We start from the raw sequence: 22,249 nt of genomic DNA on the forward strand, positions 1-22,249 counted from the left end.
CAAGCGGCACTCAGGCGGGCAGACGGTCCACCAGCAGCTTGTCGATGCGATGGCCGTCCATGTCCACCACCTCGAGCCGCCAGCCCTGCCAGTCCACGCGGTCGCCCGCCTGCGGCAGCCGGCCCGCCAGCTCCAGCACCAGCCCGGCCACGGTGGAATAGTCGTGATCCTCGGGCAGCGGCACCGAGAGGCGGTCGGCGAATTCGTCCACCGGCATCCAGCCGGCGACCAGCAGGCTGCCGTCCTCGCGCATGACGACCTTGGGTTCGTCGTCGTCGAGTCCGGCAAATTCGCCGGTGATCGCCTCCAGCACGTCCATGGGCGTCACCACGCCCTCGAAATGGCCGTATTCGTCATAGACCAGCAGCATCTGGCCGGGCGCGGCGCGCAGCCGGGCGATGACCTCGGGCGCATCCATGGTCTCGGGGATGATCGGGGCGGGCTGCATGACCTCGCGCAGGTCGATGGCTTCGGCCCGGCTTTGCGACATCAGGTCCAGGCTGGCGACCACGCCGATCATGTTGTTCGGATCGCCGTCGCTGACCGGCAGGCGGGTGCGGCGGCTGTCCTGGAACTTGCGCGCCATCTCCTGCCAGCTGTCCGCGACATCGACAGCCGGGATGTCGCGCCGCGGCGTCATCAGCCCGCGGGCGCTGCGGTCGGCGATGCGCATGACCCCGGCGATCATCTCGGTCTCGGCCCGGTGCATGACGCCGGCGGTCTCGGCTTCCGAGATGACGAGCTTGATCTCTTCGTCGCTGATGGTCTGCCGGTCCTCGCCCGATTGCCCCAGCGCCGCCAGCAGCAGCTTGCCCGAGCGGTCGAGCAGCCAGACCAGCGGCGCCGCCCCGCGCGAAATCGCCCGCATCAGCGGCGCCACCCGCACCGCCACCCGCTCGGGCGCCTTCAGCGCCAGCTGCTTCGGCACCAGCTCGCCGACGATCAGCGACAGGTAAGTGATGGCGACGACCACGCCGCCCATGCCCAGCGGCTGCGCCAGCGAGGCGGGCACGCCCCAGCCCGGCAGCGCCGCCGCCAGCCGCGCACCCAGCGTCGCGCCAGAGAAGGCGCCCGACAACACCCCGACCAGGGTGATGCCGATCTGGACCGAACTGAGGAACCGGCCCGGATCCTCGCCCAGGGCCAGGGCGGTGACGGCGCCGCGGTCGCCGCGCTCGGCCAGAACCTTCAGCCGCGCCGGCCGGGCCGAGACGATGGCCAGCTCGGACATGGCCAGCAGGCCGTTCAACAGCGTCAGCACAAGGACGATGGCGATCTCAAACCACATGGGGAGAACTCGGGTGCTTTCGGAAATGGGCCGGATCGAGAGTGCGGCCACGGGCCGCCCATCTCTCGTAAGGATCGTCGATCATGCGCGTATCGGCATCTGACTCCGGCTGGGACATGACGCAGTATAGACCGCCGGCGCGCCAGCACAATCGCCCTGACCGGATTTCTGCCGCCGCGTCCGGCTTTGGGCGGATTCTGGAATACTTGACGTTGCGGCAGGCGTTTCCATTGTTTCGCATGGGCTTATGGCAATCCGCCTGTTTCGGCCCTAGCGTGAAACCTGTATGACCATTGCGCGGATGGGGAAGCGACCATGCCAGACACCGACAAGGAGCGGCCGGAAAAGATCGTGCTCGTCCTGCAGGGCGGCGGCGCGCTGGGGGCCTATCAGGCCGGCGCCTACGAGGCGCTCTGTCGCAGCGGGCAGCAGCCAGAATGGCTGGCCGGCATCTCGATCGGCTCGATCAACGCGGCGCTGATCGCCGGCAATCCCCCCAAGCGGCGGCTCGGGGCGCTGCGCCGGTTCTGGGAAGCGGTGACCGGCGCGCCCTGGCTTCTGGGCCATTGCTTCGAGGGTGGGCCGCTGGCCGACCCGATGCGCGCCTTCTGCAACGAAAGCCGGGCCACGCTCAGCACCATGCTGGGCGCCCCCGGCTTCTTCCGCCCGCGCCTGCCGGACCTGTTCTCGTTCCTGCCCGGCTTGATGCGGCAAACCAGCTGGTATGACACCTCGCCCTTGCGCGCGACGCTGCTGGAGCTGGTCGATTTCGCCTATCTCAACGAGGCGGGGCCGCGGCTGAGCGTCTGCGCCGTGGATGTGCAGACCGGCAACTTCACCTGCTTCGACAGCCGCGAGACGCCGATCACCGTCGATCACATCATGGCCTCGGGGGCGCTGCCGCCGGGCTTTCCGGCGGTCGAGATCGACGGCCGGCATTATTGGGACGGCGGGCTGGTCTCGAACTCGCCGCTGCAGGTCGTGCTGGACCGGCCCGCCCGGCGGCCGCTTTGCATCTACCAGGTGGACCTTTATCCCTCGCGCGACCGCCTGCCCCGGACCATGGCCCAGGTCGAGCAGCGCGAGCGCGAGATCCGCTTTTCCAGCCGCACGCGGTTCAATACCGACGAATTCCGTAACCGCCATGCGCTGTCGCGGGCCGCGCGCCGGCTGCGCCAGCGGCTGCCCGAGGCGTTCCGCGACGACCCGGACCTGCAGATGCTGATCGAAGCCGGCCCGTCGCAGCCGGTCAGCCTGATGCACCTGATCTATCGCCACGCCGATTATGAAAGCGCCTCCAAGGATTACGAATTCTCGCGCCTCTCGATGCTGGACCATTGGCGCGACGGGCGGCGCGATGCCGAACGCTCGCTGCGCCATCCGCGCTGGACCGGCCGGCAGGTGCCCGAGGACGGGCTGATGGTGTTCGACATGAACGACCCGCACCGGCCCGAGGCAGCGGCGGACTGAGCGCCGCGCCCGGCGGGCATCGCCGCTGCTGCGGCGCCCGGCTGGCTACTTGCCGAACAGCTCGCGCAGCCCCAAGGGCTGGCAGCGCCGGAATTGCAGCGGCGCGATGACGCTGGCTCCCAGCTTGGCGGCCGCGTGCCAGGGCCAGCGCGGATCGTAAAGCACCGTCCGGGCCAGCGCGATCATGTCGGCATCGCCGGTGGCGACGATGGCCTCGGCCTGCTCGGGCTCGGTGATCAGGCCGACGGCAATGACCGGAATCCCGACCGCCTGCTTGACCGCCCGCGCCAGCGGCACCTGGTAGCTCGGGCCGACCGGGATCTGCTGGCGCGGATCCAGCCCGCCGCTGCTGACATGGATGGCGGCGCAGCCCCGCGCCTCCAGCGCCCGCGAAAAGGCGATGCTGCCTTCGATGTCCCAGCCGCCCTCGACCCAGTCGGTGCCCGAGATCCGCACGGTGACCGGATAGCCCGCCGGCACCGCGTCCCGCACCGCCTCGAAAACCTCCAGCGGAAAACGCATGCGGTTTTCCAGGCTGCCGCCATAGTCGTCCTCGCGCCGGTTGGACAGCGGCGACAGGAACTGGTGCAGCAGATAGCCATGCGCCGCATGGATCTGGATCGCGTCGATCCCCAGCCGCACCGCCCGCCGCGCCGCCTCGGCAAAGGCGTCGCGCACCCGCGCCAACCCGGCGCGATCCAGCGCCACGGGCGGGTTCTCGCCCTCGGCGAAGGCCCGGTCCGAGGCCGAGACGGTCTGCCAGCCATTCGCCGCATCCGGCGCGATCTGCGCCCCGCCGTCCCAGGGCTTGGCGGTCGAGGCCTTGCGCCCGGCATGGGCCAGCTGGATGGCGACGGGCATGTCGGACCAGGCCCGCACGCCCTTCAGCACCCGGTCCATCGCCGCCTCGGTCGCATCGTCCCACAACCCGACATCGGCATAGGAGATGCGGCCCTCGGGCAGGACGGCGGTGGCCTCGATGGTCAGGATGGCCGCGCCGGAATGCGACAGCGCGCCGAGATGGATCAGGTGCCAGTCGGTCATCCGCCCGTCCTCGGCCGAATACATGCACATGGGCGCGATGACGATCCGGTTCGCAAGGCTCTGACCGCCAATGGCGATCGGCTCGAAAAGTGTCGGTTTGGGCATGAAGGCGATCCTTGCTGTTGCCCGTTCCAGATAAGCCTTGGCCGCCGCGCCGCAAGCCCCCGCCCCCGCGCTTCACCGTTTCCCAAATACCCCGGGGGAGTCGCGGAACGCGACGGGGGCAGAGCCCCCGCCGCCCGCGATCAGAAGCTGTTGCGCTCGTGATAGGTGCGCAGGAAGTTCTGGATGCGCTGGTCCTTCGGCGCGTGGAAGATGGCCTGCGGGCTGTCCACCGCCACCAGCTCGCCCTTTTCCATGAAGGCGACCTGATCGGCGACATGGGCGGCAAAACCCATCTCATGCGTGACCACCACCATGGTCATCCCCTCGTTCGCCAGCGCCTTCATCACGTTCAGCACCTCGCCCACCAGCTCGGGATCCAGGGCCGAGGTCGGCTCGTCGAACAGCATCAGCCGCGGCTCCATGGCGATGGCGCGGGCGATGGCGACGCGCTGCTGCTGGCCGCCCGACAGGCGCGAGGGGTGGTTGCCCATCTTGTCGCCCAGCCCGACCTTGGTCAGCGCCTCGGCGGCGCGCTTCTCGGCCTCGGCTTTCGACAGGCCGCGGACGCGGATCAGCCCCTCGGCCACGTTCTCCTTGGCGGTCATGTGCGGCCACAGGTTGAACTGCTGGAACACCATGCCGATGGAGCGCCGCATCTCGCGCAGCTTGCGCCCGGCCATCTTCCGCCCCGGCGCCTCGTAGCCCATCAGCTTCCCGTCGATGCGGATCTCGCCCGAATCGTATTCCTCAAGGAAATTGATGCAGCGCAGCAGCGTGGACTTGCCCGATCCGGATGGCCCGATCAGGCAGGTCACCTTGCCCGGCGGGATGGACAGGTCCACGTCCTTCAGCGCGTGGAAGGGGCCGTAATACTTGTTGACCTTGCGGATCTCGACGGCGGATGCCTGCATCGGCTCAGGTCCTTTCGATCAGGTGTTTGGTGATGCGCGTCTCAAGCCGGCGGCCGACGCGCGAGATGGTCTCGACCAGCGCCCAGAAGAACAGCGCCAGCACCAGATTCGCCTCGAGATAGCGGAAGGTCTCGGTGGACATGCGGCTGACCTGATACATCAGTTCGGGCACGGTGATGATCGACAGGATCACCGTCTCCTTGGTCAGGATGATCGAGAAATTGACCAGCGCCGGCAGCGACGAGACCAGGCCCAGCGGCAGCAGGATGCGGCGCACGATGGCCGGCTCGGCCATGCCGATGGCGCGGGCGGCCTCGATCTGGCCATGCGGCACGGCGCGGAAGCCCGAGCGGAAGATCTCGGCGAAATAGGGGCTGCCATAGATGGTCAGGCCCAGCAGGCCCGCCGGCAGCGCGTCCAGCCGCAGCCCGATCAGCGGCCCGCCGTAATAAAGCACGAAAAGCTGCACCAGGAAGGGCGTGCCGCGGATCACCTCGATATAGGCCTGGATGATCCAGCCCAGCCAGCGCGGCCCATAGCGCTGGAGCAGCGCGACCAGCAGGCCCAGCGCCTTGCCGAAGATGGTGCCGAGGATCCAGCACAGCACGGTGACGCCGAAGCCCCTCAGCAGGGCCGGGCCGTATTGTTCAAGGATGCTCCATTCCATCAGACGGCCGTCCTGTGTTCAAGGTAACGTCCCAGCGCCGCAAGGCAGAGGTTGATCGCCAGATAGATGCAGGCGGCGGCGATATAGACCTCGAGCGGGCGGAAGGTGGTGGCGGCCTGCGCCTGGCTGGCGCGGGTCAGTTCGAGGATGCCGACGACCGAGACCAGCGAGCTGGCCTTGACCAGCAGGATCAGCTCGTTGACCAGCGCCGGCAGCGACAGGGTGAAGGCCTGCGGCAGGATCACCCGCGTCCAGACGTCGCGCGGCGTCATGCCGATGGCGACGGCGGCCTCGGCCTGGCCCTTGGGCAGCGCCGCGATGGCGCCGCGCCAGATTTCCGAGATATAGGCGCTGGCGCAGATGCCGACGGTGACGACCGCCGCAACGATGGCGGGCACGTCGACGCCGATCACCGGCAGGGTGTAATAGAACACCAGCAACTGCACCAGCAGCGGCACGCCGCGCAGGAAGCTGACCCAGATCGCGGCGAAGCGGCGCAGGGCCGCATAGGGCGAAAGCCGGGCGGCGCAAACCAGCGTGCCGATCACCAGCCCCAGCGCGATACCCAGCACCGAAATCAGCAGCGTATAGCGCGCCGCCCAGAACAGCGGTTCGAAACTTTGAAGGAAGACCGGGATTGAGAACATGCGCGCCTCGCCTTGGCCCTTGGGGAACGGGCGGGGCATCCCCCGCCCGCCAGCGACTTAGTTGGTCGGAACTTCGCGGGGCAGTTCGGTATAGCTGCCCAGCCATTTCTCCTGGATCGCCTTGACGCGGCCGTCATCGGTCATCTTCAGCAGCGCGTCGTTGATGGCCTTGGCGAAGCTTTCGCTGTCGGCGTCCTTGCGCAGCACCCAGGCGAAATAGGTCGGCTGGCCGAACTGGGCCGGTTCGAACAGGGCGAAGGTCTCGGAGCGGTTCTTCACCAGATAGGTCAGGTTCGGCAGCGAGCCCGCCACCGCGTCCAGACGGCCGGCAGCCAGGTCGGCATAGGCCTCGTCGGTGGTGCCGTATTCCTTGACCGTCACCCCGCCCAGGCTTTCGCCATAGGCCGAAAGCTGCTTGAACTGCGCCGTGCCCTGCTGCACGCCGACGGTCTTGCCCTTGATGTCCTCGGGCTTGGTCAGCTCGGTGTTCGAGGCGGCCTTGACCAGCGAGACGGTGGCGTCGGCGATCGGCAGGGTGAAGGTATAACGCTCCAGCCGCTCGGGGGTGATGGTGACGGGCGCGATCACGATGTCGAACTTCTTGACTTCGAGGCCCGGCAGCTCGGCGGTCCAGGGGATGTCCTGATAGACCGGCTCGACGCCGATTTCCTTGCTGACCTCGTCGAACAGATCCTTGGTCATGCCCTCATAGGTGCCGTTGTTCAGCATGTCGAAGGGGGCATAGTGCATGTCGGTCGCGGTGACGATCTTGCCCGCCGCCTTGACGTCGGCCAGCTGGTCGGCCTGCGCGGCGGTGCCCAGCGCGAGCAGGCAGATGGCGGCGGCTTTCAGACTCATGTGAAAACTCATGTCTTTCTCCTTGTTGGACAGGTAATGGGCGCGGCCACGGAGCGTTGCGCAGCCCACGCCCCTTGGATCAGAGAATCCCGGGCAGATTCAACCCGTGCTCCCGCGCGCAGTCCAGCGCGATCTGATAGCCCGCGTCAGCATGGCGCATGACGCCGGTGGCCGGGTCGTTCCACAGCACCCGGGCCAGGCGCGCATCGGCATCCTCGCTGCCGTCGCAGCAGATCACCATGCCGGAATGCTGCGAAAAGCCCATGCCGACGCCGCCGCCATGATGCAGCGACACCCAGGTCGCGCCCGAGGCGGTGTTCAGCAGCGCGTTCAGCAGCGGCCAGTCGGAAACCGCGTCCGAGCCGTCCTGCATCGCCTCGGTCTCGCGGTTCGGCGAGGCGACCGAGCCCGAGTCGAGATGGTCGCGGCCGATGACGATGGGCGCCTTCAGCTCGCCATTGCGCACCATCTCGTTGAAGGCGAGGCCCAGCTTGTGGCGGATGCCAAGGCCGACCCAGCAGATCCGCGCCGGCAGGCCCTGGAAGCTGATGCGCTCGCGCGCCATGTCCAGCCAGTTGTGCAGATGCGGATCGTCGACCAGTTCCTTGACCTTCTGGTCGGTCTTGTAGATGTCCTCGGGATCGCCCGACAGCGCCGCCCAGCGGAACGGGCCGATGCCCTTGCAGAACAACGGCCGGATATAGGCCGGCACGAAGCCCGGGAAGGCGAAGGCGCGCTCGAAACCTTCCTCCAGCGCCATCTGGCGGATGTTGTTGCCGTAATCGACGGTCGGGATGCCTGCGTCATGGAAGGCCACCATGGCCTCGACCTGCTGGCGCATCGACTTGCGGGCGGCGGCGGCCACCGCCTTGGGATCGGTCTCCTGCCGGGCGCGCCATTCGGCGACGGTCCAGCCCTGCGGCAGATAGCCATGCACCGGGTCGTGGGCCGAGGTCTGGTCGGTCACGATGTCGGGACGCACGCCACGCTTGACCAGTTCCGGGAACACGTCGGCGGCATTGCCGATCAGCGCCACGGATTTCGCCTCGCCGGCCTTGGTCCAGCGGTCGATCATCTCCAGCGCCTCGTCGAGGCTGTGGGTCTTTTCATCGACATAGCGGGTGCGCAGGCGGAAGTCGGCGCGGGTCTCGTCGCATTCCACCGCCAGGCAGCAGGCCCCGGCCATGACCGCGGCCAAAGGCTGGGCGCCGCCCATGCCGCCAAGCCCGGCGGTCAGGATCCACTTGCCCTTCAGGTCACCATTGTAGTGCTGGCGCCCGGCCTCGACGAAGGTCTCGTAGGTGCCCTGGACGATGCCCTGGCTGCCGATATAGATCCAGGAACCGGCGGTCATCTGGCCGTACATGGCCAGGCCCTTCTTATCCAGCTCGTTGAAATGGTCCCAGTTCGCCCAATGCGGCACCAGGTTCGAGTTGGCGATCAGCACCCGCGGCGCGTCCTTGTGGGTCTTGAACACGCCGACCGGCTTGCCGGATTGCACCAGCAGCGTCTCGTCGGTTTCCAGCTTCTTGAGGCTGTCGACGATCAGGTCGAAATCCTTCCAGGTGCGGGCGGCGCGGCCGATGCCGCCATAGACCACCAGCTCATGCGGGTTCTCGGCCACGTCGGGATGCAGGTTGTTCATCAGCATCCGCATCGGCGCCTCGGTCAGCCAGCTTTTCGCGGTGATCTCGGGACCGGTGGGCGGGAAGATGTCGCGGGTGTTGTGACGGGGGTTGTCCATCTGGGTCTCCGTTCAGGCCAGCATGTTGCCGGAAATGATGATGCGTTGGATTTCGGACGAACCTTCGTAGATCCGCATGATGCGCAGATCGCGGTTGATCCTCTCGATGGGAAAGTCGCGGGTGTAGCCATAGCCGCCATGCAATTGCAGCGCGGTGTCGGCGATCTTGCCCGCCGCCTCGCTGGCCGCGAGCTTGGCCATGCTGGAGGCCAGCGAGAAGCGCCCGCCGCCGTGATGCGCCGCCTGCCGCTGCCGCGCCGCGTCCTGCGACAACAGCAGCGCCTGGCGATAAGCGACGCCCATGTCGGCGATCATCCAGCGGATGCCCTGCCGGTCGGTCAGCCGCTCGCCGCCGATCACGCGGTCCTTGGCATAGGCGATGGCGGCTTTCATCGCCGCCTCGGCCAGGCCCAGGCATTGCGCAGCGACCTCGATGCGGCCGTTGTCCAGCACCTGCATGGCGGTGCGGAAGCCCCTGCCCTCCTCGCCCAGCAGCGCGTCCTCGGGCAGCTGGCAATCGAGGTTCAGGGTGAAGACATGCCCACCCTTCAGCCCCATGGTCTTTTCCGGCGCGCCCGGCTCCAGCCCCGGCGTCCCTTTCGGCAGGATGAAGGCCGAGATGCCGCGATGGCCCTTGTCGGGGTCGGTCACCGCATAGACGACGATGAAATCCGCCACCCCGCCGTTCGAGATGAAGCATTTCGTGCCCTTCAGGTGCCAGCCGGTTTCCGTGCGGCGGGCGCGGGTCTTCATGTCGGCGGGGTCCGAGCCGGCGGTGGGCTCGGTCAGGGCGAAGGCGCCCAGCGCCTCGCCCGTCGCGGCCTTTTGCAGCCATGCCTGCTTCTGCGATTCAGACCCACCGATCAGGATCGAATCGGTCGCCAGGTAATGCGCCGTCAAGGCCGAGGCCGTGGACCCGCAGGCCCCCGCCACGATGGCGACCGCGCGCAAAAGCGCCGGGGCCGAGATGCCCGAGCCGCCATATGCCTCGGGCAGGTTCGCGCCCATCATCCCGGCCTCGCCCAGCACGGCAAGCTGGTCGTGGACGAAACCCGAGGTCTCGTCCGTCTCTGCCGCCTTGGGCGCGATCTGCTCGGCGCAGATGCGCTCCAGCACGTCGCAGAACAGCCGCTCTTCCTCGGCCAGCATGTGCCAGTCGTCGCTCATGCGGTTTCCTCCAATCCGAATGCGCGCAGAATGGCGGCGCGGTCGCCGCCAAGGCGCGGGGCCGGGGTCTCGGCCAGGGGTTTCTCTGCATCGAAGCGCACCGGCTGGCCGACGACCGGGTTCCGACCCAGCAGGCTGACCAACCCGCGCGCGCGGGCGTGATCGTTGTCGGCCGCCTGGGCAATGTCCCAGATCGGCGCGGCGGGCAGGCCGACGCCGGCCAGCGCCGCCACGGCGGCCTCGGTGCTCAGGCGCGAGGACCAGGCCTCGATCAGCGCCTTGACCTCGGGTTCATGCTCGGTGCGCGATTCGTCGCTGGCGAAACGCGGGTCCGTCGCCGCCTCGGGCGCACCGATCAGCTGCGCCAGCGCGGCGAATTGCTTGCCCGACAGCACCGCGATCACCACCTGCCCGTCGCTGGTGGCAAAGCAGCCGAAGGGCGTCGACAAGGGATGGCGGTTGCCGACCCGCTGCGGCAGCTTCTCGGCGTAGAAATGCAACGCATGGCTGGTCGTCAGCATGGAAAACAGCGCGTCATACATCGCCACGTCCAGCACCGCGCCCTGCCCGGTGGCGTTGCGCCCGACCAGCGCCGCCATGATCGACCAGCTGGCAAACAGGCCGGCCAGCAGGTCGGCGATGCTTTCGCCGGTCTTCAGCGGCGCGCCGCCTTCCTCGCCGGTGCCGGCCATCAGCCCGGACATGGCCTGCACCACGAGGTCATAGGCCGGCAGGTCGCGGAACGGCCCCTGCTGGCCAAAGCCCGAGATCGAGCAATAGACCAGCAGCGGGTTTGCCGCGCGCAGCGCCTCGGCGCCAAGCCCCAACCGGGCCGCGACGCCGGGGCGGAAATTCTCGACCACCACATCCACCTGCGCCGCGATGGCCTTGGCCAGCGCCAGGTCGGCGGGATCCTTCAGGTCCAGAACCAGGCTTTGCTTGCCGCGGTTGTTCAGGGTGAACAGCGCGCTTTCGCCGTCCTTGAACGGGCCGATATGCCGGTAATCGTCGCCCGAGGGCGGCTCCAGCTTGATGACCTCGGCCCCCAGGTCGGCCAGCAGCGCGGTGCAATAGGGCCCCGCCAGCACCCGCGACAGGTCCAGCACCTTGATACCCGTAAGCGGCTTCATGCCCGCAGCTCCGGCGCCAGCGCGGCGAGGCGCTCCAGGATCGCCCCAAGCGTCACCCGCAGACTCTCGGCCTTCCGCTCGTCATAGGCGAAGGGCGGGGCCTCGGTGGCCAGATGCGTCGCCTGCGCCAGTTCCATCTGGATGGCGTGCACGCGCTGTCCCGGCCGGCCGTAATGCCGCGTCGTCCAGCCGCCCTTGAAGCGGCCGTTCAGCACATGGCTGCGGCCGGTGCCGGCGCAAGCCTCGAAGGTGGCGGCTTCGATGCGCTTGTCGCAGGATGCGCCGCTATTGGTGCCGATGTTGAAATCCGGCAGCACGCCGTCGAACAGAAAAGGGATCACCGAGCGGATCGAATGGCAGTCATAAAGGATCGCAACCCCGTGCTTCGCCTTCACCCGCTCGATCTCGGCGGCCAGCGCCGCGTGATAGGGGGTATGGAAGCGAGCCTTGCGCTCGGCGATGTCCTCCTCCGTCGGCTCCGCCTCCCAGATCGGCTCGCCGTCGAAATCGGTCAGCGGCACCAGACCGGTGGTGTTCTGGCCGGGATAGAGGCTCGCATCGTCCGGGCCGCGATTCGCGTCGATGACATAGCGGTGGAAGGTCGCCCGCACCGTGGTCGCACCGGGCAGAAGCCCGTCATAAAGCCGCTCGATATGCCAGTCGGTATCGGCCAGCACCTGCCCGCGCGGATTCAGCGCCGCGCGGATCTTCTCGGGCAGCCAGGTCCCGGTATGCGGCAGGCCGAGAATGACCGGGCTGTCGCCCTGGACGACTTCGACGGGATTCACGGCCGCACCTCGTCCAGCAGGTGGCCGGGGATGGCGCCGACCAGCACGCCCTCGCGCACCAGGCGGGCAGATTCGGCCAGGTCCGGGGCAAGGTAGCGGTCCTGCTGCAGCGCCGGCACCGTCCGGCGCAATGCGGCGATCACCGCCCGCAACGGGGCCGAGGTCGCCAGGGGCGCGCGGAACTCGACGCCGGCGCTGGCGCAAAGCGCCTCGATCCCCAGAATCTGCGCGAGGTTCGCGTTCATGCGCTTCAGCCGCCGCGCGCCATGCGCGGCCATGGAAACGTGATCCTCCTGGTTGGCCGAGGTCGGCGTCGAGTCGGTCGAGCAAGGCGTCGCCAGATGCTTGTTTTCCGACATCAGCGCCGCCGAGGTCACCTCGGCGATCATCAGCCCCGAATTCAGCCCCGGATCGGGGGTCAGGAAGGGCGGCAGGTCGTGCGACAGCGCCGGATCGACCATCAGCGCGATGCGGCGCTGGGAAATCGCGCCGATCTCGGCGATCGCCAGCGCGATCTGGTCGGCGGCGAAGGCCACCGGCTCGGCATGGAAATTGCCGCCCGAGACGATGCGGTCGGCGCCGACCAGCACCAGCGGGTTGTCGGTGGCGGCGTTCGATTCGATCTCCAGCGTCCGGGCGGCCTGCCAGAGCAGGTCGATACAGGCGCCCGTCACCTGCGGCTGGCAGCGGATGCAATAGGGATCCTGCACGCGGGTGTCGCCCTCGCGGTGGCTTTCGCGGATCTCTGACCCGTCCATCAGCGCGCGGATGGTCCGGGCGGCGACGATCTGGCCGCGATGGCCGCGCAGCGTGTGGATCTCGTCCAGGAAGGGCGCGGTCGAGCCCATGATCGCGTCGGTCGACAGCGACGAGGTGACCAGCGCCGCACGGGCGCTTGCGAAGGCCTCGAACAGCCCGGCCAGCGCGAAGGCGGTCGAGACCTGGGTGCCGTTGATCAGCGCCAGCCCCTCCTTGGCGGCCAGCACCACGGGCTTGAGCCCCGCAGCGGCCAGCGCCTCGGCCGAGGGCATCTCGCGGCCGTCATAGGTCGCACGGCCCTCGCCCAACATGGCGGCGGCCATATGCGCCAGCGGCGCCAGGTCGCCCGAGGCGCCGACCGAGCCCTGCGACGGGATCACCGGCAGCACGCCGCGGGCCAGCATGGCTTCGATGAGCGCGATCACCTCCGGGCGCACGCCCGAGGCGCCCCGGCCCAGCGACAGCAGCTTCAGCACCATGATCAGCCGCACGGTTTCCGGCTCGACCGGCTCGCCGACGCCGCAGCAATGCGACAGGATCAGGTTCCGTTGCAGCGTTGCGGTGTCCTTGGACGCGATCTTGATCGAGGCGAGCTTGCCGAAGCCGGTATTCACGCCATAGACCGGCACCGCGCCATTGGCGGCGGCCTCGATACGGGCGGCGGATTCGGCGATGCCGGGGCGGGCCGAGTCGGCCAGCCGCACGGCCAGCCCCTGACGCCAGACCTGTTCAAGCTGTGCGAGGGTGGTTTCACCGGGGATAAGAATCAGTTCAGACAAGCTCGCCTCCGACGATGCAGGCATGAAGGGGGTTGAAGCCGATGCGATAGGTCAACTCGGCCGGATGCCGGATGTCCCAGACCGCCAGATCGGCGCGCATGCCGGGCGCCAGCCGGCCGCGATCCGCCAAGCCCAGCGCATGGGCGGCGTGACGCGTGACGCCGGCCAGACATTCCGAGGGCGTCATGCGAAACAGCGTCGCGCCCATGTTCATGGTCAAGAGCAGCGAGGTCAGCGGCGAGGTGCCGGGATTGCAATCCGTCGCCAGCGCGATCGGCACGCCGGCATCGCGCAGCGCCTGCATCGGCGGATATTGCGTCTCGCGCAGGGTATAGAAGGCGCCGGGCAGCAGCACCGCCACGGTGCCATGGGCCGCCATGGCCTTGATGCCGTCCGGACCCAGATATTCCAGATGGTCCGCCGACAGCGCCCCGTGCTGCGCCGCCATCGCCGCGCCGCCCAGATCGGAAAGCTGCTCGGCATGCAGCTTGACCGGCAGGCCCAGCTTGGCCGCGTGGTCGAAGATCCCGGCCATTTCCTCGCGCGTGAAGGCGATGCCCTCGCAGAATCCGTCCACCGCGTCGATCAGCCCCTCGGCATGGCCGCGCTCCATGCCGGCGATCACCACCTCGCGGATATAGCCGGCGCGGTCGTCCTTGTATTCCGGCGGCAGGGCATGGGCGGCCAGCCAGGTGGTGCGCACCGTCACCTTGCGCAGCTGCCCGATCCGGCGGGCGACGCGCAGCATCTTCAGTTCGCTGTCGATGTTCAGCCCGTAGCCCGACTTGATCTCCAGCGTGGTCACGCCCTCGGCCAGCAGCGCATCGACGCGCGGCAGGGCGGATGCCAGCAGCGCCTCCTCATCCGCCTCGCGCGTGGCGCGGACGCTGGACAGGATGCCGCCGCCGGCCCGCGCGATCTCCTCGTAGGAGGCGCCTTCCAGCCGCATCTCGAACTCGCGGGCGCGGTCGCCGCCAAAGACGATATGGGTGTGGCAGTCGATCAGCCCCGGCGTCACCAGCCGCCCGCCCAGGTCGTGCCGCGTCGCATCGGCATACCGTTCCGGCAAGTCCGTTTCCGCACCGATCCAGCTGATTCGATCCGCCTCGACCACCAGCGCCCCCTGCTCGATCAGGCCGTAACCGCCTGATTTTTCGTCCATCGTGACAAGCTGCGCGTGGTAGAGAAGCTGCATCGGATCGCATCCCGGATTGATTTCTCGGTTGTTCTATGTCTAAACTTAATTAATCTCTATGTCTAAACTTATTTTGGCGCAAGCAAGGGTGACGGGATGACGGTTATCTGGGCGGAACGGGCCTTGTTGCCCGATGGATGGGCGGAAAACGTCCGGGTGACGGTCGAACAGGGCCGAATCGCCGCGGTGGAAACAGACACGGCGCCGCAGGGCCAGCGCGTGGGCCTGCTGCTGCCGGCGCTCGCCAATCTGCACAGCCACGCCTTCCAGCGCGCCATGGCCGGGCTGTCCGAAGCGAAAGGCCCCGAGCCGCGCGACACCTTCTGGACCTGGCGGCAGATCATGTATCGCTTCCTCGACCACCTGACGCCCGAGGATGTCGAAGCCATCGCCGCGCTGGTGCAGATGGAGATGCTGGAGGCCGGCTATGCCACCAATGTCGAGTTCCACTATCTGCACCACCGCCCCGGCGGCGGGCATTACGACAACATCGCCGAGATGGCCGCGCGCATCGCCGCCGCCGCCAGTCGCACCGGCATCGGCCTGACCCTGCTGCCGGTGCATTACCAGTTCGGCGGCGTGGACCGCCGGCCGCTGGCCCCCGGCCAGAACCGTTTCGGCACCACGCCCGAGGAATTCGTGCAACTGGTCGAGGGCGCCGAGACCGCGCTGCGCGCCCTGCCCGCCGATTCCGGCATCGGCGTCGCCCCGCATTCGCTGCGCGCGGTCTCGCCCGAGGGGCTGGCGGCCTGCGTCGCGCTGCGCCCCGGCCGGCCCTTGCACATGCACCTGGCCGAGCAGGTGCCCGAGATCGAGGAAATCAGCGCCGCCTATGGCCGCCGCCCGGTCGAATGGCTGCTGGACAATCACCAGCCTGACCGGCGCTGGACGCTGATCCACCTGACCCACATGACCGAGGACGAAACCCGCCGGCTGGCCGCCACCGGCGCCGTGGCCGGGCTTTGCCCGATCACCGAATCGTCGCTGGGCGACGGCATCTTCAACGGCACCATCTGGGCCGAGGCGAAGGGCCGGCTCGGCTTCGGCTCGGACAGCAACATCCGCATCTCGCTGGTCGAGGAGCTGCGGACGCTGGAATACAGCCAGCGCCTGCGCGACCGCGGCCGGGCGATCCTGGCCGAGCCGGGACGTTCCACCGGCCGCGTGATCTACGAGGCGGGGCTGGACGGCGGCGCCACGGCGGCGGGGCGCGAGACCGGGGCGATCCGGCCGGGGCTGTGGGCCGATCTGGTCGCGGTCGGGTTGGACAACCCGGTGATGTTCGGCCGCAAGGGCGACCAGCTTGTCGACAGCCTGGTCTTTGCCGGGCATGACGGGCTGGTTCGCGACCTGTGGTCGGCGGGTCGCCATGTCGTGCGGGACGGCCGGCATATGGACCGCGACCGCATCATGTCGGAATATCTGGCGACCATCGCCCGCGTTCAGGATCGCATGTGACCGAGAAAACCGCCCAGATCTCCAAGGCGCAGGCCATCGTCAGCGAGGTGCGCCGCCGCATCGTCGACCGCGAATGGCGCCAGGGCGACCGCATCCCGGACGAGGCGGAACTGGCCGTCGAGTTCGGCGTCGCCCGCGCCACGGTGAACAAGGCCCTGCAGATGCTGGCCGAGGAGGGATTGCTGGACCGCAAGCGCCGGGCCGGCACCCATGTGACGGTGAACCCGGCGCGCAAGGCCACGCTGACCATCCCCATCGTGCGCGAGCAGATCGAGCAGGCGGGGATGGAATACAGCCACCGGGTCATCGCGCAGAAGGAAAGCCCGATCCCGGCCGAGATCGCGCAGCGCATGGAACTGCCCGAGGGGCGGATGCTGATCCACCTGCGCACCGTGCATTACGGCGACGGCAAGCCCTTCCAGGTCGAGGATCGCTGGATCAATCCCGGCGCCGCGCCGGGCGTCGCCGGCATCGACTTCCACCGGGTCAATGCCAATGAATGGCTGGTGCGCAACGCGCCCTGGCTGCGCGCCGACATGGCCTTTTCGGCCGAGAACGCCAATGCCCGCGACGCCCGGCTGCTGGAGACGCGGCAGGGCAGCGCGCTCTTGATCCTGCAGCGCACCACCTTCAACGACCTGGGCGCAATCACCACCGTCCGGGTGGCCTTTCATCCCGGCTATGCCATGATCGCAACGCACTAGGCACCGCGCCGGCTTCACTTTGCGCGGCCCTTCGCCTAATAGGCTGGCAATCCCAAAAAGGAAAAGCCATGGCCAGCGCCAATCTCAACATCATGATCAAGGCCGCGCGCAAGGCGGGCCGCAGCCTCGTCAAGGACTTCCGCGAGGTGGAAAACCTTCAGGTCTCGGTCAAGGGCGCCGGCGATTTCGTCAGCCGCGCCGACCGCGAGGCCGAGCGCATCATCAAGGAAGAGCTGCGCACCGCCCGCCCGAACTATGGCTGGCTGGGCGAGGAAACCGGCGAAGAGGCGGGCGAAGACCCGACCCGGCGCTGGATCGTCGATCCGCTGGACGGCACCACGAACTTCCTGCACGGCCTGCCGCATTGGGCGGTCAGTATCGCGCTGGAGCACAAGGGCGAGATCGTCGCCGCAGTGATCTTCGATGCCGCCAAGGACGAGATGTTCACCGCCGAGCGCGGCGACGGCGCCTTCCTGAACGACCGCCGCATCCGCGTTTCGGGCCGCCGGCAGATGATCGAATCGATCTTCGCCACCGGCGTGCCCTTCGCCGGGCGGCCGATGCTGCCGGCGACGCTGCGCGACCTGGGCCGGCTGATGCCGCTGACCGCCGGCATGCGGCGCTGGGGCGCGGCCTCGCTGGACCTGGCCTATGTCGCGGCCGGCCGCTTCGACGGCTATTGGGAACGCGGCAACCAGCCCTGGGACATCGCCGCCGGCATCCTGCTGGTCAAGGAAGCCGGGGGGTTCGCCGAATCGATCCGGGGCGAGGAAAGCCCGGTCCAGACCGGCTCGGTCGTGGCGGCCAACCCGCAACTTTTCAACGAATTCGCGGAAATCGTGCGCCGGCCGGACTGAGCCCGGCTTGACCTTTCCGCGGCAGGGGCGCATGGGCGGGTTTCCAGCCCAGGATGATGCGCCATGCCAGACAACCGCCAGACGGGGCCGCTGATGGCCCCGGCCGCACAGCCCCCTGCCGTTCCGCCGCCGCATGCCCGGCCGCGCGCCGACCGGCAGGGCGCCGCGATCCTGATGATCTGCGCATCGAGCTTCATCTTCGCGGCGCAGGACGGGGTCTCGCGCTACCTGGGCGCCGCCTATTCGCCGATTTTCGTGATCATGCTGCGCTATTGGTTCTTCGCGCTGTTCGTGATCCTGCTTTGCGCGCGCAGTTCCGGCGGGCTGGGCCGCGCCATCCGCTCGCGCCGGCCGGGCCTGCAGATCTTTCGCGGCGTGCTGCTGGTGGCCGAGGTCGTCGTCACCATCGAGGCCTTCGTGCGGCTGGGCCTGATCAACACCCATGCGATCTTCGCCTGCTACCCGCTGATGATCTCGGCCCTGTCCGGGCCGGTGCTGGGCGAGAAGGTCGGCTGGCGCCGCTGGGCGGCGGTGGCGGTGGGCTTCGCCGGCATCCTGATCGTGCTGAGGCCGGGCAGCGGCGTGTTCAGCGCCAATGCCACGCTGCCGCTGCTGGGTGCGGCGATGTTCGCGCTTTACGGGCTGCTGACCCGGCTGGCCGGGCGCGACGACACCGCCATGGTCAGCTTTTTCTGGACCGGGATCTCGGGCGCCGTCGCCATCACCGCCGTCGGCATCTGGCATTGGGAACCGATCGCCGGCCGCGACATTCCCTGGCTGCTGATGCTCTGCCTGACCGCGGTGGCCGGGCATTTCCTGCTGATCAAGGCCTATGAGCTGGCCGAGGCCTCGGCGCTGCAGCCGTTCTCCTATACGCAGCTGGTCTGGATCAGCATCTTCGGCGTAACGATCTTTGGCGAGCATCTGGCGCCGAACGTCGCCATCGGCGGCGTCATCGTCGTCGGCGCCGGGATGTTCACCTGGTGGCGCTCGCGCCAGCGCGAGCGGGCCGGGTAGCGTCGATGGCCCGCGCCGCCGCCAGGGCGGGCGGCGGGCCCAGCACCTCGGCCAGCACCCCGCCGGCGGCAAAGGGCAGCAGGCTGCGCGCCGGTATCCGCGGCCGCGACGATTGCGCCAGACGGATCGGCGGCGGCGCCGGCGCGGGTTTCACCCCGCCCCCGGTCAGATCCCAGGTCGGCACCAGCGGCACCGGCGCGCCCTTGATGCGGGCGCGATAGACCGGCAGCGACTCGGCCACGCGCATGACGTAGTTGCGCGTCTCGTCGAAGGGGATCATCTCGACCCAATCCACCGGATCGACCTGGCCGCGCAGGTCGCCGAATTCGCCCAGCCAGCGCGCCGACCGCCCCGGCCCGGCATTGTAGCCCGCCGCCACCAGCGCGATCGAGGGGCCGAAGCGTTCGCGCAGCCCGGCCAGATAGGCCGCGCCCAGCCGGGCGTTATAGGCGGCGTCGCGGGTCAGCCGCGCCTGCTCGAAAGGCTCGCCGACCTTGCGCGCCATGGAACGCGCGGTGTCGGGCATGACCTGCATCAGCCCCAGTGCCCCGGCATGCGAGGACACGGTATGGTTGAACTCGCTTTCCCGCCGGGCGATGGCCATGACCAGTTCGGGCGGCAGGCCCAGTTCGCTGCTTTCAAGGCCGGTCAGCGGGAAATAGGCGGCGGGATAGACCGCGCCCTTGGCGGCGGCGGCCTTGGCCAGCCGCAGCGCGTGCCAGGGCAGGCGCATTTCCAGCATCATCCGCGCCATGCGGCCAATATCCTCGGGCGCGGCGGTTTCGGCCAGGTGCAGGAAGAAGCGCGCGGCCTGGTCCGTCTCGCCCGCCGCCAGCAGCCAGGTGCCGGCCTGCCAGACCGGATTGTCGCGCAGGGCCGAGCCGCGCCATTCCGGCAGGCTGGTCTCGCTGCGCCCGGCCACGGCCAGCTCTGGCCGCATCGGCAGGCCCAGCTTTTCCGCGGCCAGTTGCCCATACCAGGCCGACTGGTATTCGGCGGCGCTGGCATAGGCCGCGGCGGCGCCCGGCGCATCGCCCCCGGCCTCGAGCGCCCGAGCCTGCCAGTAATGCGCGCGGGACAGCGAGATCGGGCTGGCCACCGCCGTCTCCAGCGTGCGGAAATGCTGCAGCGCCCGGTCGGGCGCGCCGCCGCGCAGCGCCGCATAACCGGCCAGCCATTCCAGATCGGAAAAGGCATCGCTGCCCGGCGGCAGGAAATGCCCGGCGGCCAGCCGTTCCGCCAACGCCCAGTCGCCCTGCCGCAGCGCCAGCCTTGCGTAATCGGCGCGCTTGGGCGCCCAGGCGGCGGGATCGCGCAACGCCTCGGCGCCGGTCGAGCGTTCCAGCATCAGCGCGCGCGCCAGATCCGGCATCTTGGCCCAGACCCGCCAGCGGAAGCGATCCAGCGCCAGCCCGGCATCGTCCCGCTGTTCCCCGGGCAGGGCCAGGATCAGCGCATCCACCCCGGCCTGTCCCGATTGCAGCGCCAGCCGCGCCTTGCCCAGGGCCTGCGCCGGGGCCGAGGCCATGGGCAGCACCACCTGCGCCGCCTGCCATTCGCCCAGATCCAGCAGCCGCGTCAGCCGCGCATCGTGCAGGCCGGCGACCTCGGCGCCATGCGCGGCCAGGAAGATGTCGGCCTCGGGTTTGGTCAGCGCCTGCTCGGACCAGAAGCGGGCGATCTCGGCCTTGGCGGCCTGCGGATCGGTCGCCTGCAGGGCGGCGATCAGCGCCATGGCGCCATTCAGCGTGTCGGGGCGGCGGGGGCCGAACCAGCGGATCACCTCGGCCGGCGGCAGGTCGGTGCGCAGCACCGCATCGCCGCGTTTCCGGAACAGCGCCATGCCCGGCCAATCCGCATGGCGCAGGGCAAAGTCGCGATAGTCCGGCCAGCTGCCCTGCCCGGCCCGCAGCCGCTGCCAGGCGACCAGATCGCGGGCGATGGGGCCGGATTGCGCCGCCTCGGCCGCGGCGGCGGTCCAGTCGCGCGTCCCGGCCGCCGCCAGCGCGCGCGACAGACGACCGGCATCCTCGGCCCCGGCCGGCGCGGCAAGGCCGACCCCCAGGGCCAGCAACGGTCCCAAAATCCTGTCGCGGAAAGGATACATCATGCCCCCATTTCTGTTCGGTTCCGCCGGGCGGCGCAACTCACATCCTTGGCAATCGGCGCGCCCGGATGTAAGTCCCGTCAGAGGCAAATTCAGGATACCCACATGTTCAAAGGCTCGCTGCCCGCGCTGGTCACGCCATTCACCCCGGACGGGGAGCTGGATCTCCCCGCGCTGGAAAAGCTCGTCGACTGGCATGTCGCGCAGGGCAGCCACGGGCTGGTGCCCGTCGGCACCACCGGCGAAAGCCCGACGCTGAGCCATGAGGAACACCGCAAGGTCATCGAGGAAGTGGTGCGCATGGCCGCCGGCCGCGTGCCGGTCATTGCCGGCGCCGGCTCGAACGCCACGCATGAGGGGATCGGCCTGGTCCAGCACGCCCAGGCCGCCGGCGCCGATGCGGCGCTGGTGGTGACGCCCTATTACAACAAGCCGACCCAGGCCGGGCTGATCGCGCATTACACGGCGCTGCACGATGCCAGCGACCTGCCGATCATCATCTACAACATCCCCGGCCGCTCGGTCATCGACATGCTGCCCGAGACCATGGGCCAGCTGGCGAAGCTGCCGCGCATCATCGGCGTCAAGGACGCCACCGGCAAGCTCGAGCGGGTCAGCCAGCAGCGCGCCGCCTGCGGCAAGGAGTTCGTGCAGCTTTCGGGCGAGGATGCCACGGCGCTTGGCTTCAACGCCCATGGCGGGGTCGGCTGCATCTCGGTCACCGCCAATGTGGCGCCGAAGCTCTGCGCCGAGTTCCAGGAGGCGACGCTGGCCGGCGATTATGCCAAGGCGCTGGACTACCAGGACCGGCTGATGCCGCTGCACGAGGCGATCTTCATCGAGCCGGGCGTCGCCGGGGCAAAATACGCCATGTCGCGGCTGGGCCTCATCAGCGACCGGGTGCGCCTGCCGCTGGTCGGGCTGACCGACGCCACCAAGGCCCGCATCGACGCGGCGCTGGCCCATGCCGGGCTGATCTGAACGGCGCGCATCGGGCTGACGACAGGGGCGGGTTTTCCGCCCCTTTTTCGTGCCGCGCCCGGCACCGCTGCCGCGTCCGGCAGCGTCGCCCCCCCGCACGACATTCGAACAGGACAGAACCTGCCGCAAGCCGGATGTCCGCCCCGGCTTCCGACGCGCCCGGCTGCCCTGGTAATCCGCTGCCCGCTAATCCCCGGACCGGCGATCGACAAGGCTGGCCTTGTCCGGGTCGGCGAAGGTGGCCCAGTCCTTGCCGGGCGCCGGGCGGGGCAGTTCATCACGGCTCCAGCCCAGATGCATATGGGCCTTGGCGATGAAATAGCCGGTGACGGGGGCGGTCAGGAACAGGAACAGGGTGATCAGCAGCTCGTGCCAGGTCAGCATGCCATGCCGGGCCGGGAACCAGATCAGCGAGGCGATCAGCACCGCCCCCACGCCCAGCGTCGCCGATTTCGTCGGCGCGTGCAGCCGGGTCATCGGGTCCGGCAGCTTGACCAGCCCATAGGAGCCGACAAGCCCGAAGAACCCGCCCACCACCAGCAGAACCGAGACGACGATTTCCGCGATCATGCC

20 protein-coding genes are annotated in these 22,249 nt (G+C 68.9%); 6 read left to right on the plus strand and 14 right to left on the minus strand.

What is annotated here, in order from left to right; translation table 11 throughout:
* Positions 1 to 10: 10 nt before the first annotated feature.
* Complete coding sequence (locus NBE95_RS02745; protein WP_289894350.1) at positions 11 to 1,288, minus strand: hemolysin family protein; 1,278 nt, start codon at positions 1,286 to 1,288, stop codon at positions 11 to 13.
* A gap of 315 nt (positions 1,289 to 1,603) precedes the next feature.
* Here NBE95_RS02745 and NBE95_RS02750 point away from each other — a divergent pair, with 315 nt between their 5' ends.
* On the plus strand, positions 1,604 to 2,758 hold the full coding sequence (locus NBE95_RS02750; RefSeq protein ID WP_289894351.1) for a patatin-like phospholipase family protein: 1,155 nt from the start codon (positions 1,604 to 1,606) through the stop codon (positions 2,756 to 2,758).
* A 45-nt stretch (positions 2,759 to 2,803) separates the two neighbouring features.
* Here NBE95_RS02750 and NBE95_RS02755 read toward each other — a convergent pair whose 3' ends face one another.
* From NBE95_RS02755 to hutI, 11 genes are all read right to left on the minus strand, one after another.
* The gene (locus tag NBE95_RS02755; protein ID WP_289894352.1) at positions 2,804 to 3,907 is read right to left on the minus strand and encodes an NADH:flavin oxidoreductase/NADH oxidase; all 1,104 of its coding nucleotides are present in this window, start codon (positions 3,905 to 3,907) and stop codon (positions 2,804 to 2,806) included.
* 140 nt (positions 3,908 to 4,047) lie between these two features.
* Positions 4,048 to 4,818, minus strand: coding sequence for an amino acid ABC transporter ATP-binding protein (locus NBE95_RS02760; protein WP_289894353.1), 771 nt, complete (start codon positions 4,816 to 4,818; stop codon positions 4,048 to 4,050).
* A gap of 4 nt (positions 4,819 to 4,822) precedes the next feature.
* Positions 4,823 to 5,485, minus strand: a complete 663-nt coding sequence (locus NBE95_RS02765) for an amino acid ABC transporter permease (RefSeq protein WP_289894354.1) — start codon at positions 5,483 to 5,485, stop codon at positions 4,823 to 4,825.
* A complete protein-coding gene (locus tag NBE95_RS02770) occupies positions 5,485 to 6,132 on the minus strand; it encodes an amino acid ABC transporter permease (RefSeq protein ID WP_289894356.1) in 648 nt (215 codons plus the stop codon). The genes NBE95_RS02765 and NBE95_RS02770 overlap by 1 nt, the downstream gene beginning before the upstream one ends.
* A gap of 57 nt (positions 6,133 to 6,189) precedes the next feature.
* Complete coding sequence (locus tag NBE95_RS02775; protein WP_289894357.1) at positions 6,190 to 7,002, minus strand: transporter substrate-binding domain-containing protein; 813 nt, start codon at positions 7,000 to 7,002, stop codon at positions 6,190 to 6,192.
* Between the two features lie 67 nt (positions 7,003 to 7,069).
* Entirely contained in the window at positions 7,070 to 8,734 is a 1,665-nt protein-coding gene (hutU, locus tag NBE95_RS02780; protein ID WP_289894358.1) for a urocanate hydratase, read from the minus strand.
* Positions 8,735 to 8,746: 12 nt separating this feature from the next.
* Positions 8,747 to 9,901, minus strand: coding sequence for an acyl-CoA dehydrogenase family protein (locus NBE95_RS02785; protein ID WP_289894359.1), 1,155 nt, complete (start codon positions 9,899 to 9,901; stop codon positions 8,747 to 8,749).
* Positions 9,898 to 11,031, minus strand: a complete 1,134-nt coding sequence (locus tag NBE95_RS02790; protein WP_289894360.1) for a CoA transferase — start codon at positions 11,029 to 11,031, stop codon at positions 9,898 to 9,900. Before NBE95_RS02790 ends, NBE95_RS02785 begins: the two co-directional genes overlap by 4 nt.
* Positions 11,028 to 11,819, minus strand: coding sequence for an N-formylglutamate deformylase (gene hutG / locus NBE95_RS02795; RefSeq protein ID WP_289894361.1), 792 nt, complete (start codon positions 11,817 to 11,819; stop codon positions 11,028 to 11,030). The genes NBE95_RS02790 and hutG overlap by 4 nt, the downstream gene beginning before the upstream one ends.
* Positions 11,816 to 13,357, minus strand: a complete 1,542-nt coding sequence (hutH, locus tag NBE95_RS02800) for a histidine ammonia-lyase (RefSeq protein ID WP_289894362.1) — start codon at positions 13,355 to 13,357, stop codon at positions 11,816 to 11,818. Before hutH ends, hutG begins: the two co-directional genes overlap by 4 nt.
* Positions 13,350 to 14,552, minus strand: a complete 1,203-nt coding sequence (gene hutI, locus NBE95_RS02805) for an imidazolonepropionase (RefSeq protein WP_289894363.1) — start codon at positions 14,550 to 14,552, stop codon at positions 13,350 to 13,352. Before hutI ends, hutH begins: the two co-directional genes overlap by 8 nt.
* A 96-nt stretch (positions 14,553 to 14,648) precedes the next feature.
* Between hutI and NBE95_RS02810 the strand changes: the two genes are divergently transcribed.
* From NBE95_RS02810 to NBE95_RS02825, 4 genes are all read left to right on the plus strand, one after another.
* Positions 14,649 to 16,010 carry a formimidoylglutamate deiminase gene (locus NBE95_RS02810; protein ID WP_289894364.1) on the plus strand — a complete coding sequence of 454 codons (1,362 nt, stop codon included), beginning with the start codon at positions 14,649 to 14,651 and terminating at the stop codon, positions 16,008 to 16,010.
* Entirely contained in the window at positions 16,007 to 16,714 is a 708-nt protein-coding gene (locus tag NBE95_RS02815; protein WP_028714095.1) for a GntR family transcriptional regulator, read from the plus strand. The genes NBE95_RS02810 and NBE95_RS02815 overlap by 4 nt, the downstream gene beginning before the upstream one ends.
* Before the next feature lie 68 nt (positions 16,715 to 16,782).
* A complete protein-coding gene (locus NBE95_RS02820; protein ID WP_289894365.1) occupies positions 16,783 to 17,571 on the plus strand; it encodes an inositol monophosphatase family protein in 789 nt (262 codons plus the stop codon).
* A gap of 63 nt (positions 17,572 to 17,634) precedes the next feature.
* Complete coding sequence (locus tag NBE95_RS02825) at positions 17,635 to 18,588, plus strand: DMT family transporter (protein ID WP_289894366.1); 954 nt, start codon at positions 17,635 to 17,637, stop codon at positions 18,586 to 18,588.
* Here NBE95_RS02825 and NBE95_RS02830 read toward each other — a convergent pair.
* On the minus strand, positions 18,548 to 20,698 hold the full coding sequence (locus tag NBE95_RS02830; RefSeq protein ID WP_289894367.1) for a lytic transglycosylase domain-containing protein: 2,151 nt from the start codon (positions 20,696 to 20,698) through the stop codon (positions 18,548 to 18,550). The two genes, NBE95_RS02825 and NBE95_RS02830, sit on opposite strands and share 41 nt — an antisense overlap.
* Before the next feature lie 102 nt (positions 20,699 to 20,800).
* Between NBE95_RS02830 and dapA the strand changes: the two genes are divergently transcribed.
* The gene (gene dapA, locus NBE95_RS02835) at positions 20,801 to 21,676 is read left to right on the plus strand and encodes a 4-hydroxy-tetrahydrodipicolinate synthase (RefSeq protein WP_289894368.1); all 876 of its coding nucleotides are present in this window, start codon (positions 20,801 to 20,803) and stop codon (positions 21,674 to 21,676) included.
* A gap of 186 nt (positions 21,677 to 21,862) precedes the next feature.
* Here dapA and NBE95_RS02840 read toward each other — a convergent pair whose 3' ends face one another.
* Positions 21,863 to 22,246, minus strand: a complete 384-nt coding sequence (locus NBE95_RS02840; protein WP_019351522.1) for a Na+/H+ antiporter subunit G — start codon at positions 22,244 to 22,246, stop codon at positions 21,863 to 21,865.
* Between the last annotated feature and the right edge of the window lie 3 nt (positions 22,247 to 22,249).

The organism is Paracoccus sp. TOH, assembly GCF_030388245.1.
Classification (GTDB): Bacteria; Pseudomonadota; Alphaproteobacteria; order Rhodobacterales; family Rhodobacteraceae; genus Paracoccus; species Paracoccus simplex.